The organism is Shewanella sp. K8 (assembly GCF_028823715.1).
Classification (GTDB): domain Bacteria; phylum Pseudomonadota; class Gammaproteobacteria; order Enterobacterales; family Shewanellaceae; genus Shewanella; species Shewanella algae.
Genome location: NZ_JAPEHY010000024.1, coordinates 43,226 through 57,717, shown reverse-complemented (window position 1 = coordinate 57,717; position 14,492 = coordinate 43,226). Strand labels below are relative to the sequence as shown.

Here is a 14,492-nt window from a genome sequence, read left to right as displayed (position 1 = left end):
CCAGTGGTGCAAGCCACTGGCATCCATACTCACTCCTGCGAAAGCACTCTTCCCTTACTTAGCATCTCTTCCGCTTCCTGGCGTTCTTGCTCCCTTTGTGCCTGGGTGGTACATCTTCTGATCGGCATTCTTGAACCCGTCACTGTGACTTTTTCACAGCGATAACCGTCACTGCGCTCCACATCTGCTTGAGCCTGCTGCGTTTCATTAGTACTGCTGCAAGCACCCAGACAAAGCACCATAACCGCCGCGGGAATACATCCTTTCATTAACTTTTTCCTGTAAAATTCTGCTGTCATTGCCAAACTACACAATTAATCGACAAGCAACAATTACGTTTCATTTGACCAACAATGACAAAGATACAAATTGGCGCGGCTTATTCGTTGCCAAAGCATCGACTATTTCGGCTATGGCGCGTTTTATCTGAATCTTGGCCCCAAAACCAAAGATCCATTTCTTAACATAAGTTGCGCGTCAAACCGGCATGGATACAAAGTGTCACATGGCAAAACTAAAATCCGCATGATGACAGTTTCACCCAAGAGGAATCTTATGACCCGCTTACTGATACTACTGCTGTGGCTGTTGCCTGTAGGCATAATGGCTGCACCATTTTCCGGTGAGTTGCTGATAGACAAGGCTTGTCCGCTGTTTCAATCGAAGAACAAGGGCACTAACCCCGGGCAGCTTTACAGCAGCCCAGGGCAGAGACTGGTGATAGTTGAGCGCCTCGGCCAAGACTCTCCCTCTTGGTTCAGGGTCAAGACCTCGGCGGTGCAATCACCACTGCGCTGGATTGCCGCCGATTGTGGCCAACTGCAAGCAGGCGCATTGCCTACTGAACCTCAAACCAAAAACGCCTGCAACCTGGCCGACAAATACGATAGCCATCTGCTGGCTCTGTCGTGGCAAAACGCCTTTTGCGAGTCAAGAGGTTCAAGTAAGGCCGAATGTCGCAGCCAGAGCGCCGATCGCTTCGATGCCAATCATTTCAGCTTGCACGGCTTATGGCCCAATAAGCGTTCCTGCGGTATCAGCTATGGCTATTGCGGCAAGGTCAAACACAAGCCCGATAACTTCTGCGATTATCCCGCCATTGAGTTGAGTGAAGCCTTATCCCAACGCCTGGGGCGCGTGATGCCCAGTCACGCCTATGGCAGCTGCCTGGAGCGGCACGAATGGTGGAAACACGGCAGCTGCCGGGATGAAAGTGCCGAAGCTTATTTCTCATTGGCACTCAGGCTAACGGCAGAGGTGAATCAGGCAACGCCCTTGCTTAATCTGCTGCAGCAAAATATCGGCACAAAAATAGCGACCGCTGCTTTGAGACAAGCGTTTCAGCAGAGCTTCGGCCCAGAGAGCGGCCACAAGCTGAGTCTTAAATGCCACCAGGGCATGCTGACCGAAATTCAACTCAGCCTTCCAGCCAAGATAGATAACAGCAACCTGAAGGCGCTGCTGGAGCAGGCGCCCAGAATTGCCCCAGGCAACTGTGGCAACTATATGCTCATCGATGCCGCCAACTGAGAGATTAGAGTGCCATTGTCAGGCGAATAATGCTGAATACAGCTCCCTGTGGGTCGTTGATCACCGCAAAGCGCCCCACATTGGGAATATCTGTTGGCGGCACACAAACCTTGCCGCCCAGTTCGGCCGCCCGACTGGCCATCACATCACAATCATCAACACTGAAATAGATCATCCAGTGGGGCGGCACATCGCCCCACTGCTCTGTCATTTCCAGCATGCCGCCAATGCCTTCATCACAACTCTCGCCATTGAGTAACCATTCTGTGTATTCAAAGTCGGCAGCGTTCTCACTGCGGCGCATCTGCCAGTTGAACACCTTGGGATAAAAAGTTTTGGCCAGTTCGGATTGCCGACAGGCGAGCTCTACCCAGCACAGAGTATTGGCTTCCCATTTACGTCCGGCACCAGGATGTTCGACACCTTGCCAAACCGAAAAATGGGCCCCTTCCGGGTCAGTAAACAGGGCCATTTTACCTGCGCTGCCAACTTCATGAGGGCCCATCAGAAGCTGGCCTCCGGCGGAGCTGACAGCTTCGATACACGCATTAATATCCTCCACCGCGAAATAAACCGCCCAGTGGCTGGGAACACCCTGCTGCTGCAATTCGGCGGGCAATTGATACATGGCACCTATATCCTCATGGGCCTGCTGCAACATGGTATAGGCGCCTTCCGGCATGGGGATATCTTCGGCCTGCCAACCAAAGAGTCGACAATAAAAGTGCTTGGCACTATTCCAGTCCTGCGTCCCCAACTCGACCCAGCAGGGTTCACCATGTCTGTATGCTGTAATCTTCATTACCGATTCCCTTTCAATGTGAAGCTGTGGAGGCTGACCAAGGTCGGTTCCGTTTAAGGTAAACGCTAACAGAAATTATACCAAGCTGTATAGAAAGTGTTCGGCGAGAGGAAAGGGTTAAGCCGTAAAGATGTAAAAAAAGCCGTAGTCTGTTAGTTGGCATAAGCTTCTCCCTGTCACTCCTCCCTGAGCGACGCAGTGTGCCAACTAACAGACTACGGCGGAACAATGAGACTCGATATCTCGTGCGTAAAAAGGATGCAAAAGGGGAATGGACCAAGCCCACTTTGCAGACTCGATACTAAAGAAAGCCCCCTAGGGGGCCTATCAGACAAATCCCAAGGGGGCTTGGATTTATTCCCAACGAAGGGAGACTTTTTGGTGTCACGCCTTATCGGCGGGCTGTTCGCTTACGGCCCCGCACCCGGCTGCGCCACATCCAAAAACCGGACAGCGCCATCAAGCAGGGCAAGAAACCCAACAGACACCAAAGAATTCGGGTTGTCAGGCCACCAAAAGTGCCGTAGTGCAATGGTCTGAAACTATCGACAAACTGGTATAGCGTCCCGGCAGTACGGACATCAAAACTGCTGCTGAGCTTGCCGGTCTGATCGTCGAAACTGATGATGGAACCAAAACGGCTGCGCAGTGGCCCCTTGTTATTTTGATGACCAAAGAAGTGCACTCCCGGATAACTGGGGTCGGGTAAGCGTACATAGGTAGCGACAAACCCGGGCAACGCTTCTTGGGTGGCGGCCAGCATGGCATCAAAATCCAACTCTGCATTGTAGTAGCGCTTGGTCAGCACAAACTGGCTGTCGTCGTGGCCTCCGAACTCTTCATCAATGAAGTGATCTATGTTCCACCAGGCTCCGGTAAACCCCAGAATAAGGAAAACCGGCACACCGAGAATTCCCAACATTTTGTGGCCATCACTGAGCAGCAGGCGTAAGCCGCGGCCAAACCTCAGGGTAAACAGAGTGCGCCAAAAATGGCGATGCAGAACTATGCCGCTGAGCCCAAGCAGGATCAGCAGCACCGACACCAGTGCCGACAAGAGTAATCCCGCATGATCCAGCAGCAAGGTATAGTGCAGTTCAAGCAGCCAGTCGGTCAGCATATGTGTCATGGACATGGGCGGGCTGAGCAGTTGCCCCGTGGCGGGATCCAACCACAGCTTTTGCCACTCATAGCTGCCCATCTTGGCAACATAGAGACTATCGGCTTCCCCATTGGCGGCAAACTCCCAACCGAGTATTTCATGCTCAGGCAGAGCCTGATCCGCATGCTTCAGCAGTTGTCCGAAGCCCAGCCGGGAATCGGCGCTGGCCAGCACCTGTTCAGGGCTAAGCCAGGCATCCAATTCGGCCTTGAACACCAATAGGCTGCCACTGAGCGCTATGATAAACAGCGGCACAGCGACAATCAGCCCCAGCAGCCCATGCCATTTCCACAGGAATCTACGCATAACAGCAGGACTTCCTTACCAGTGAACACTCAGACTGAGCTTGAACTGACGCCCCTCGCCAGGCATAACCCGCAATAAGCTGTCAGAGCCGGAATAGTAATCTTCGTCCAGCAGATTGGTGACGATGAACTTGAGATCATAATCATCCCAGCTGTAGCCCAGATTGAGATCCACCAGAGTGTAAGCCGGCAGGAAGAAATCATCACCACTGTTCAATACCGACTGGGCGTTGCCCTGCTGCTTACCGTAGTGATTCACCCCGGCCGCCATACTCATGCCGGAAAGCACACCCTCATCTATGTTGTATTTGAGCCAGCCGCCCAAGGCATAACGGGGCACATTGGCAACCCAGTTGTCGTATTCGGCGTCCACCGCATGGGTATAAGCCGCATGACCGATAAACTGCAGCGAGTCGCTGACCAACCACTGCATGTCCAGTTCAGCCCCTTTACTGTTGAGTTCTCCGGAAGCTAGATAGGTAAAGTTACCACCTACGTCCACATTGGCGATGGCGATATTTTTCTTGGTCAGATCATAGAGTGACAAGGTAGCATTGAGATCGCCATCGAGCGCCTTGGCCTTGAGGCCAACTTCCCACTGACTGCCCTCTTCCGGATCCAGCACTTTGCCATTGGTATCGACATAGGACTGAGGCGTGAAGGCTTCCGAGTAGCTGGCGAAGGCAACCCAATCGTCGTTGAAGGCGTAACTCAGTCCAGCTCGTGGACTGAGCTTATTCTCATATTCATCCACAGATGCTTGCTTGTATCTGTCGACCCTGGCCCCCAGCGTCATGCTCCAGTGGTCACCCCAGTCGATTTGATCCTGGAAATAGAAGCCGAAGATACGGTTTTCCACTTCTGATTCAGGGCCAAAGTTATTGAGTTCCTGATCCGGGAATACGCTGTAATCCGGATTATAGAGATTGATCACCGGGTACTGGCTGCCGAGGGCGCTGCGGGTCTTGAGATCCGACAGGAAAATATCCAACCCTGTGGTAAAGGTATGCTCTGTATCCCCGAGATAGAAACTGCCATTAAAGCCACTGTCTATTGCCCATGTCTGCCACTGGGTTTGATAGCTGAACTTGTACAGTGTCATGTCACCGCTGGTTGCATCATAGCTGCTGGGATAATAGAGGTTATTCCAGTCGCTGGAGGCATCCTGATACCTGAGGTTCTGACGAAAACTGATGTTATCCGTCAGTTGATAGCGAAACTCATAGCCTATTCGGTAGGTTTCATCCTCTATGGTGCCGGGATCCTTGATATTACCGTAGAAGAGTTCTGAAGGCAGTTGCCCAAGCTCGGATGGCAACACTGTCCCCTGGGCAGGTAGTGGCATTCCGGGTTGATTGCTGTCCTTGGTGTAGCTGGTCAACAGGGTCAACATGGCTTTGTCACTCAGCTCGAAAGTGACGGATGGTGCAATAAAGACTCTATCCTGGCCATCGACATAATCCGTCTCATTGGCACCTTCCCGGTAGGTCAGCCCCAAACGACCATAGATATTGCCTTCTTCATTCAGCACTTGGTTGAGATCGGCATTCACTTCACGATAGTCGTTGCTGCCAAGGCGTAAATCCAGATTGCCAAAGTCGCTACCGGTTGGCCTCTTGGTGACCAGGTTCACCATACCGGCTATGGCTCCAGAACCATAGAGGGTGGACGACGGGCCCTTCATCACTTCCAGAGTTTCCAGGTTGGATTGCTCGACGTTGGCCCCCAAGCCGTTATCATTCAGCCTGAGACCATCCAGATAGATCTCTTTCGAAGCATCGAAGCCGCGGATCCGGAAATAGTCATATCCCTTGTAATAACCACCAGGTTGCACCCCGGCAACGTTCTTAAGCGAATCCTGCAGTAACACGGCGCCCTGCTCGTCGAGGAAATTCTTCGACAATATCTGAATATTCTGCGGTGCCTTGAGCAGATTGAAATCACCCTTGGTAGTGGATGGGGAGGTGGCCTTTGTGGTCACGATAATCCTTTCGATACTGGTATCGGCGGCTTCCTCTGCACTCACTGCACTTGCCGACATCAGTGCCACAGTCAGCCCCGAGAGTATCGGTAAGCTGGATCTGGACATGGATTGAGATTTCCTTGGTTGAATGAATCAGCGCACGATACTAACACCAATGATAACGATTTGCGTTAACTTTAATGAGACAAACGTCAGTTAAGTGTAAAGTCGCCAAAAGGCTCACAAAGATACAAAAAGTAACAAAGGTAATCACAAGAAGGATGGGCGATTTTGGAGCGGGTGATGGGAATCGAACCCACGTATGCAGCTTGGGAAGCTGCCGTTCTACCATTGAACTACACCCGCACGAAATACTCGGCGTGGACGGTATAAATTACTGACTTTTATAGTCTTGTCAAGGTGGGGCTCTCTCATTCCCTTGAAAAAGAGAGCCGCTCCTCACTTCAGGAATACTTGGGTAACATGCCGGCCATGGCCAACAGATGACAGGCGGCCGTCAGCACCCCAAACAGCACTACTATGGCTATCAAAGGCGTACCACCCGGTACGCGAAAACCCGGGTTATCGGCAAACCGTTGCCTCGAGCGCCAAGCCATCAAGGCCGGCACTATTACAGCCCAAACCGTGGCCGCCAAGGCAGCGAAGCCAATGGCTACCAGGAAGCCATCTGGAAACAGCATACCTAGCAGAGTCGGAGGCAGAAAAGTCACCAGGGCGGTCTTGACCCTGCCGCTGCGACTGTCGTCAAAACCAAACAGATCTGCCAGATAGTCAAACAAACCCAAGGTTACCCCAAGGAATGAAGACGCCACGGCCAGATTGGCAAACAGGGTGAGCATGGTGTTGAGCAGCGAGTTATCCATCACCTTGGACAAGGCGCCGACCAATACCCCCATATTGCCGCCCTGGGCAATAATGGCGCCGAATTCACCGCGGGAAATATTACCCATGGTTGCCACCAGCCAACACAGGTAGATAGCCAAGGCGATAAAGGTACCAACAAAAATCGCCTTGATTATGGTGCCCGGCTGTTTGCCGTAATATTTCACCAAAGACGGCACATTGCCGTGGTAACCAAAACTGGCCAGGCCGAAAGGAATGGCCGCCCACAGATATGAGCCATAGCTGCTCTCGCCATTAGGTAGCAGTAGCTTACTGGTATCAACGCCGATCAACAGATTGCCTATCGCCAGAAAGAAGCTGATGATCATCCCTCCCAACATTATGGTGGTGATCCGATCCACGGCCTTGGTGCTGATAAGCACCACCAGCGCCAGCACCAGGGCAAACACCAAGGCGGCAAAACTCTGCGGCAGGCTGATATCCATACCTTCCAGGCTATGATTGACTATGGAGCCGCCGCCACTGATATAGGCGTAAGTGAGAATATAGAGCACGAAGGTTATCGAAGCGCCGTTAAGCACCCGCCAAAACTGCCCCAGGGTCTCCTTGGTGAGGGTGTCAAAGCTGGCGCCAGGCTCAAAATGCAGGTTGGTTTCCAGCAGCAGCAGCCCGGACATGAACATGCAGAACCACACCCCCAGCAGCATAAGCACAGAGTAGCCAAACCACATGCCGGCGCCTTCTACCGGCAGGGAAAACATCCCGGCACCGACTGTGGTCCCGGCGATGATCATGGCGCCGCCCAGCAAAGACGCCTTGGCAGGCGCCGCATTCATATGATTGGCCATCAGGCCTCCTGTTCGGCGGCGACGCTGTCGACTATGGTTTGCTTGACCTGTGGACGCAGCAGCTGGTTGGCATAATCCCGGGTTCGCTCTATATCATGGCGGGTATCTTCCTTGGTGAGATACCCCAGCTCTTTGAGCTTGATACTCAAGATGCCGTAGAGTTTCTTGTCGTAAAACTCGGGGGCTGTAATCCCATGCAGCGCGCCCAGACGACTGGCCAATTTATGGCTTTCGCGCTCCAAATCGCCACGCTCAATACCTGGGTGAGCGGCCAGCAAGTTAAGGATGATGGCGTAGCGCTGCAGGGTTTCGCTCATGGTTTCAGCCAGCAGCGCCAGCGGATTTATCCCGGCTTCCAGCACCCGGAAACCATCGGCTTCTTCGGCGACCAAACCTTTGGCAATGAAACGATCCAGCAGCTGATCGGCATAAGCACTGACATCGGCCTTACCCATAAACAGCTCGGCCTGCAGCAGAGGGTAGAAATCCTCAAGCACCGCCTGCATCTGAGCTCGGCTGCACTGCTCCAGGCGCACCAGGCAGCTGGCCAGCAAAGAAGGCACCATAAACAGGTGAATGATGTTGTTGCGATAGTAAGTCATGGTTACCGCGATCGACTCGTCGATTGAGATGATATCGCCCAGTTCATCTTCCTGAACCGTGAACTTATTCAGCTCCAGACCTTGTTGCAGCAACTGCTTACCGTCGCCCTCAGCGACAGAAGTATACTGGGTATATGGCACTTCCTTGAGCAGATCCAGATACAAGTCCAACTGACGTTCCAACTGGCTTCGCTCCAGCGCATTCTGCTCTGATGACAAGAGTACCAGGCTGGTAAGAGTCACGGCGCTGGCTGCTGCGGCATCGTTGATATGAGTCATCACCCTATTGGCCAGAGTATTAACCGCCGGGGTCAGCCAGCTGGGTTTCTGCTCGGGATCGGCCGCCACTTCTTCGCGCCAGTTGGGCGCCGCTTCACTGAGGAAATTCTGCAGCGTCACAGGCTCACCAAAGTTCACATAACCCTGACCGAAATTGCCCAGCTTACGCAAGGCGCCAACCACCTGCCAAACAGATTCTTTCTGCTTCTTCTTGCCGCTGAGTTCTTTGTGGTAAGTGGCCACTTCCATGACATGGTCGTAGCCCAGGTACACGGGCACCAGAGTCACCGGCCGTTCAATGCCTCGCAGCACAGAGTTGACTGTCATCGCCAGCATTCCTGTCTTGGGTGACAACAGCCGCCCGGTACGGGAGCGGCCACCTTCGGTGAAGTATTCAACCGAATAGCCTTTGGCAAACAGCTGATCCAGATACTCGCGGAACACAGCGGTATAGAGCTTGTTACCGTTGAAGCTGCGGCGGATGAAGAAAGCACCACCACGGCGGAACATGGGCCCGGCGGGCCAGAAGTTCAAGTTGATACCGGCGGCTATGTGGGGCGGAACCATACCCTGAAAATAGAGAATATAGGAGAGCAGCAGGTAATCCATATGACTGCGGTGGCAAGGCACATAAACTATCTCATGGCCATCGTGGTGCAGCTGGCGTATCTGCTCGGCGCCCTTGATGTTGATCCCCTTGTAGAGCTTGTTCCACAACCAGGTGAGGATCCGCTCGGCAATACGCACCAGGCTGTCTGAATAGTGGGCGGCAATCTCATCGAGATATTCTTCCGCCATCTCCCGGGCTCTGGCCTCGGGGATCTTCTTGGCAGCGGCCTCTTCTTTAATCGCCTTTTTCAGCGTTTCCGAGCGCAGCAACTCATTGAACAGAGCCTGACGGTTGGGCAGCACGGGTCCTGTCATCACCTTGCGTTGCCGGCGGAAATGTACCCTGGCCACCCGTGACAACTTATGGGCAATAGCCTTGTCGGTCCCATGTTCATCGGCCATCAGCCGCAACGACACGGCATTGGAAAACTGCACAAAGTTGTCGCGCCCCAGAAACAGGATCATCAGAAACTTGCGCAGCCAAGTGGGATTTTCCCGCTCAAATACGGCGGCACGCATGCTGTCATCTTCCTTACCAGGAGTGCGGCCCCAATAGAGGCTCACTGGCACCAATTGAATATCCAGTTGTGGATTGGCCTGATGCAGGTTCAGCAGAGAAGTGAAACAGCTGAGAAATGGCTTGTTGCTCTTGCGCTTGCCGAATAGGGGCTTGGCTCCTTCCAGGCAGACGACTCGGGGAACGGTAATATCATCAACCTTGAGTGCCTCATAAGGACAAGGCAAACCAAACTTACGGGTGACTTCCGCCAATGCCGCAATATCACTGACAGATTCCGTCTTCATTACATAGGCCATCGGCTTGGCCGGATCCAGGTTCAAATCGGCGAAAGGATCCTGAGGCACCACAGTGGTATGCACCAGCTTGCTTTGGAGCCAGCGAAGAGATTTAAACCAGAATGAATCTTGTTTGGACATTTTTTTCAGTGTCTGAGCCACAATCAATAGCCCAATAGAATACCAGAATTTCCTGAACCTTAGCTAGGGAAGGTGCGAACCGGCCCCGGCAGCTTCTCTGGCCAATGCCTTGAACTCCCCATGCTGCATGGGCCAAGCCGTTAAAACCAAAGCACCGAATGGCTTACTTAGCCACTCCCTAAAAGTTTCAATTTTGGTTAATACTTGCACTGATAAAAATACTGTATATACTGACAGGTACTGTATGAAAAAACAGGAATTACCATGAGACCACTGACACCGCGCCAGGCACAGATTCTGGAACTGATTAAACGCAATATAGCCGACACCGGCATGCCGCCAACCCGGGCCGAAATTGCTACCCGGCTGGGCTTCAAGAGCGCCAATGCCGCCGAGGAACACCTCAAGGCATTGGCCAAGAAAGGCTGTATTGAGATCATGCCAGGCACCTCTCGTGGTATTCGCCTGCCTCATGATGAACAAGCGGAGTCAGAAACAGGCTTGCCCTTGATTGGTCAGGTTGCCGCCGGTGAACCCATACTGGCACAGGAACACGTTGAGCAGTATTACCAGGTCGACCCTGGCATGTTCCACCCCAATGCCGACTTTCTGCTGCGGGTACGCGGCGACAGCATGAAGAACATAGGTATTCTCGAAGGTGATCTCCTGGCGGTTCACAAGGTACAGGAAGCCCGTAACGGTCAAGTCGTGGTGGCCAGGGTTGAAGACGATGTAACTGTGAAACGCTTTGAAAAGAAAGGTAATGTGGTTTATCTACATGCCGAGAACGAGGCTTACTCCCCAATCAAAGTCGACCTGACTTTCCAGCCATTGACCATTGAAGGACTGGCGGTAGGGATAATACGCAATGGAGACTGGCTATGAGCATAATGACTGGCAACGCCCCAAGACACCCAGGCCTGTGGACAGACACCGGTATTGCCGGCAATCAGCCTTGGCAACATACCGGTATCTCCAGCTTGGCCAGCCATAGCCAGGGACGTCAGGAATTATTGCGCCTCTGCCCTCAATTGGCGCAATTGAGTCAACAGGGACGCTGGATAGTCTTGATTAACGCCCCGGCCAGCATAGGTTACAAAGAAACCTTAGCAAGGGCCGGTGTCAGAATGGATAGAGTACTCTTGGTGCGCACCAAGGATGAAGTAGAAGCCTTGTGGGCAACGGAAAGAGCCCTGACCAACGGCACCTCCAGTGCAGTGATCAGTTGGATAGACAGCCTGGATGCCCGTGATAACCGCCGATTGCAGCTGGTCGCCCGTAACGCCAGAGCCATGGGCATAGTGTTGGAAACGGGACAGCAGGCGAAAGAGGTGGATAACCACCTCAACGAACTTACCCACTCCATCCATTGATTGTGTTTAAAGGCCATCCCTGGGATGGCCTTTTTTCTGTGCCTTTTTGGTGCAATGCCTTCCCCTGTCAATCGGCGGCAAACCGCGCAGCTCTGCTACTCACACAGAATTCACCTCTGGATTAACAGACGCTTTTTTTTCATATAGTTAGAAAACATCGTGATCTTGATCAATATTTAATCTACAAGTAATGTAAGAACAACGATTGTGTTATCTCCATGCAATTCGTCGTAGGTTGACCGCCCCATTTCGGTTCATAACGAGTGGTGCCGTCGCCGGAAATGCTGAGTATATTCAGCGGTAAGTGCAACAGTGGTCACCACCTGTATACCTAGAGCTAAGTGAAACCGCCGCCGCACTTTGAAGTCATCGTTGCTTTTTTGGGAACTGAAGAGTTTGCATAGAGCAAAGACTTACTGTGTGACTCTTCTTTGTAGTTGCGAATGCAATTGACAGAGGAGATGTCTTGTGAAGCAATGGCTGTGTGTTTTGCTGACCTTGTTGTGCGTCAGCTTGTTGTCTCCAGGCGCTCAGGCAGATATGCCCTTGAATATGACTCAAGGGGTAACTGAGATCAGTGGCAAGGTGTATCACCTGCACATGATCATTCTTTATATCTGTTGCGCCATAGGTTTGGTCGTATTCGGCGTGATGATCTACGCCATGATCAACCATAGGAAGTCCAAAGGGGCAGTCGCGTCCCAATTCCATGAAAGTACCAAGGTAGAAATTGCCTGGACGCTTATCCCCTTTTTAATCCTGATCCTGATGGCAATCCCCGCAACCAAAACGCTGATTGCCATGGAAGATCCCAGTGATGCCGACCTGACGGTCAAGATCACCGGCTCGCAATGGAAATGGCACTACAGCTATTTCGGCGAAGACATCGACTTCTTCAGCATATTGGCAACGCCGAGATCCCAGATAGAAGGCCAGGAAGCCAAGGGCGAGCACTACTTACTTGAAGTCGACAAGCCTTTGGTATTGCCCATCAATCGCAAAGTCCGATTCCTGATGACCTCAGATGATGTGATCCACTCCTGGTGGGTGCCCGCCTTTGCCGTCAAAAAAGACGCCAATCCCGGTTTTATTAACGAAGCCTGGACCCGGGTGGACAAACCGGGGATCTACCGCGGCCAATGTGCCGAGCTTTGCGGTAAAGACCACGGCTTTATGCCGATTGTGGTGAAGGTACTGGCAGAAGATGAGTTTGACGCCTGGATGGCGGAACAGAAACAAGCCGCGGCTACGGCCGCCGAAGAAGCTCAGGCGGCCCTCAGTGAGACCATGAGCCATGATGAGGCCATGGCGCTTGGCGAACAGATCTATATGGCGCGTTGCGCCGCCTGTCATCAGCCCAACGGCGCCGGACTTCAAGGGGTGTTCCCGGCGCTCAAGGGCAGTGCTATTGCCATAGGCCCAATCGCTGCCCATCTGGACATAGTGATCCATGGCAAGACAGGCACCGCCATGCAGGCCTTCGGCAAACAGATAACCGCCAAGGAACTGGCTGCTGTGGTGACCTATGAGCGTAATGCCTGGGGCAATAATACAGGCGACACTGTGCAAGCCGCCGACGTCAATAACCACGGGCAGTAGGGGGAGAAGATGAACTCATTCAGTCAAGATGCCGAAGCCGGCGTTCAGGAAATCGCTGAACAGGAACACCAGCATCATCACGCCCCCAAGGGGATCATGCGCTGGTTGCTGACCACCAACCATAAAGACATAGGCACACTCTATCTCTGGTTCAGCTTCATCATGTTCCTGATAGGGGGCGCCATGGCCATGGTGATCCGTGCTGAATTATTCCAGCCCGGATTGCAACTGGTCGAGCCCAACTTCTTTAACCAAATGACCACAGTTCATGGCCTTATCATGGTTTTTGGCGCCGTGATGCCGGCCTTTACCGGTCTGGCCAACTGGTTGATCCCCATGATGATAGGTGCGCCGGATATGGCGCTGCCGCGGATGAACAACTGGAGCTTCTGGATTTTGCCCTTCGCCTTCTTAATCCTGCTTAGCTCATTGTTTATGGAAGGTGGCGGCCCCAATTTTGGCTGGACCTTCTATGCCCCATTGTCGACCACTTATAGTGCCGACAGCACAGCCTTGTTTGTTTTTTCAATACATATCATGGGGATAAGCTCAATCATGGGAGCGATCAACGTGATAGTCACCATAGTGAATCTGCGCGCACCTGGCATGAACTGGATGAAGCTGCCCCTGTTCGTCTGGACCTGGCTTATCACCGCATTCCTTCTGATAGCCGTTATGCCGGTATTGGCTGGTGCCGTGACCATGGTACTCACAGACAAATTCTTCGGCACCAGCTTCTTCGATGCCGCCGGCGGCGGAGATCCTGTGATGTTCCAGCATATTTTCTGGTTCTTCGGCCACCCCGAGGTGTACATAATGATCTTGCCGTCATTCGGCATCATCTCGGCCATCATTCCGGCATTCAGTCGCAAACCTTTGTTTGGCTACGCCTCAATGGTCTACGCCACCGCCAGCATCGCAATCCTCTCCTTCCTGGTGTGGGCACACCACATGTTCACCACAGGTATGCCTGTCTTTGCCGAACTCTTCTTTATGTACTGCACCATGCTGATTGCCGTGCCAACCGGGGTCAAGGTATTCAACTGGGTTGCCACCATGTGGCGGGGATCCATCAGCTTTGAAGCCCCTATGATGTTCGCCTGTGCCTTTATTATTCTCTTCACCATAGGCGGCTTCTCCGGCCTGATGTTGGCAATCACCCCAGCCGACTTCCAATACCATGACACTTACTTTGTGGTTGCCCATTTTCATTATGTGCTGGTCACCGGCGCCATCTTCTCCATCATGGCCGCCGCCTATTACTGGCTACCCAAGTGGACCGGGCATATGTACAGCGAGACCTTGGCCAAGTGGCATTTCTGGTGCTCGGTCATTTCGGTCAATGTGTTGTTCTTCCCGATGCATTTCCTCGGGCTGGCCGGTATGCCCAGACGCATCCCCGACTACTCGGTGCAGTTTGCCGATGTCAATCAGATTGTCTCCATTGGCGGTTTTGCCTTTGGCCTGTCACAGCTGATATTTCTGGTACTGGTGATCAAGTGTATTCGTGGTGGCGCCCAGGCTCCGGCCAAACCTTGGGAAGGAGCCCAGGGGCTTGAGTGGACACTCCCAAGTCCGGCGCCTTATCACACCTTCAGCACTCCGCCGGAGATTAAGTGA

Annotated in this window: 10 protein-coding genes, 1 tRNA gene and 1 pseudogene; 5 read left to right on the top strand and 7 right to left on the bottom strand. The window is 52.8% G+C overall.

Annotated features, from left to right (window positions below; all coding sequences use genetic code 11):
* Positions 1 to 29 precede the first annotated feature (29 nt).
* Positions 30 to 269 (bottom strand): hypothetical protein, encoded by a 240-nt coding sequence (locus ON072_RS13815; protein WP_093981636.1) that lies wholly within the window; start codon positions 267 to 269, stop codon positions 30 to 32.
* Between the two features lie 286 nt (positions 270 to 555).
* On the opposite strand from ON072_RS13815, the gene ON072_RS13810 reads away from it, so the two are divergent.
* The gene (locus ON072_RS13810) at positions 556 to 1,530 is read left to right on the top strand and encodes a ribonuclease T2 family protein (protein ID WP_167716668.1); all 975 of its coding nucleotides are present in this window, start codon (positions 556 to 558) and stop codon (positions 1,528 to 1,530) included.
* A 4-nt stretch (positions 1,531 to 1,534) separates the two neighbouring features.
* Here the strand turns inward: ON072_RS13810 and ON072_RS13805 are convergent, their stop codons facing one another.
* From ON072_RS13805 to plsB, 6 genes are all read right to left on the bottom strand, one after another.
* Positions 1,535 to 2,332 carry a VOC family protein gene (locus ON072_RS13805; protein ID WP_054745303.1) on the bottom strand — a complete coding sequence of 266 codons (798 nt, stop codon included), beginning with the start codon at positions 2,330 to 2,332 and terminating at the stop codon, positions 1,535 to 1,537.
* Positions 2,333 to 2,723: 391 nt separating this feature from the next.
* The gene (locus tag ON072_RS13800) at positions 2,724 to 3,800 is read right to left on the bottom strand and encodes a PepSY-associated TM helix domain-containing protein (protein ID WP_101058671.1); all 1,077 of its coding nucleotides are present in this window, start codon (positions 3,798 to 3,800) and stop codon (positions 2,724 to 2,726) included.
* 15 nt (positions 3,801 to 3,815) lie between these two features.
* Positions 3,816 to 5,888 (bottom strand): TonB-dependent siderophore receptor, encoded by a 2,073-nt coding sequence (locus ON072_RS13795; protein WP_025888198.1) that lies wholly within the window; start codon positions 5,886 to 5,888, stop codon positions 3,816 to 3,818.
* Positions 5,889 to 6,054: 166 nt separating this feature from the next.
* Positions 6,055 to 6,128: transfer RNA gene (locus ON072_RS13790), tRNA-Gly, on the bottom strand.
* A 98-nt stretch (positions 6,129 to 6,226) separates the two neighbouring features.
* Positions 6,227 to 7,474: a tryptophan permease gene (gene mtr / locus ON072_RS13785; protein WP_044733430.1), complete on the bottom strand. Its 1,248-nt coding sequence runs from the start codon at positions 7,472 to 7,474 to the stop codon at positions 6,227 to 6,229.
* Positions 7,474 to 9,900 (bottom strand): glycerol-3-phosphate 1-O-acyltransferase PlsB, encoded by a 2,427-nt coding sequence (gene plsB / locus ON072_RS13780; RefSeq protein ID WP_062793573.1) that lies wholly within the window; start codon positions 9,898 to 9,900, stop codon positions 7,474 to 7,476. The genes mtr and plsB overlap by 1 nt, the downstream gene beginning before the upstream one ends.
* A gap of 264 nt (positions 9,901 to 10,164) precedes the next feature.
* Here plsB and lexA point away from each other — a divergent pair, with 264 nt between their 5' ends.
* From lexA to ctaD, 4 genes and pseudogenes are all read left to right on the top strand, one after another.
* On the top strand, positions 10,165 to 10,785 hold the full coding sequence (gene lexA, locus ON072_RS13775) for a transcriptional repressor LexA (RefSeq protein ID WP_025010814.1): 621 nt from the start codon (positions 10,165 to 10,167) through the stop codon (positions 10,783 to 10,785).
* Positions 10,782 to 11,273 (top strand): cell division inhibitor SulA, encoded by a 492-nt coding sequence (locus ON072_RS13770; RefSeq protein WP_037475197.1) that lies wholly within the window; start codon positions 10,782 to 10,784, stop codon positions 11,271 to 11,273. The genes lexA and ON072_RS13770 overlap by 4 nt, the downstream gene beginning before the upstream one ends.
* Positions 11,274 to 11,741: 468 nt before the next feature.
* Positions 11,742 to 12,863 (top strand): annotated as a pseudogene (coxB, locus tag ON072_RS13765) (cytochrome c oxidase subunit II); the annotation flags it as partial.
* An 18-nt stretch (positions 12,864 to 12,881) separates the two neighbouring features.
* Entirely contained in the window at positions 12,882 to 14,492 is a 1,611-nt protein-coding gene (gene ctaD, locus ON072_RS13760) for a cytochrome c oxidase subunit I (protein ID WP_025010816.1), read from the top strand.

Bases quoted from the DNA above. Each gene is read 5' to 3' on its own strand.
- ON072_RS13815 (WP_093981636.1), bottom strand. From the start codon at position 269: ATGAAAGGATGTATTCCCGCGGCGGTTATGGTGCTTTGTCTGGGTGCT.
- ON072_RS13810 (WP_167716668.1), top strand. From the start codon at position 556: ATGACCCGCTTACTGATACTACTGCTGTGGCTGTTGCCTGTAGGCATA.
- ON072_RS13805 (WP_054745303.1), bottom strand. From the start codon at position 2,332: ATGAAGATTACAGCATACAGACATGGTGAACCCTGCTGGGTCGAGTTG.
- ON072_RS13800 (WP_101058671.1), bottom strand. From the start codon at position 3,800: ATGCGTAGATTCCTGTGGAAATGGCATGGGCTGCTGGGGCTGATTGTC.
- ON072_RS13795 (WP_025888198.1), bottom strand. From the start codon at position 5,888: ATGTCCAGATCCAGCTTACCGATACTCTCGGGGCTGACTGTGGCACTG.
- mtr (WP_044733430.1), bottom strand. From the start codon at position 7,474: ATGGCCAATCATATGAATGCGGCGCCTGCCAAGGCGTCTTTGCTGGGC.
- plsB (WP_062793573.1), bottom strand. From the start codon at position 9,900: ATGTCCAAACAAGATTCATTCTGGTTTAAATCTCTTCGCTGGCTCCAA.
- lexA (WP_025010814.1), top strand. From the start codon at position 10,165: ATGAGACCACTGACACCGCGCCAGGCACAGATTCTGGAACTGATTAAA.
- ON072_RS13770 (WP_037475197.1), top strand. From the start codon at position 10,782: ATGAGCATAATGACTGGCAACGCCCCAAGACACCCAGGCCTGTGGACA.
- ctaD (WP_025010816.1), top strand. From the start codon at position 12,882: ATGAACTCATTCAGTCAAGATGCCGAAGCCGGCGTTCAGGAAATCGCT.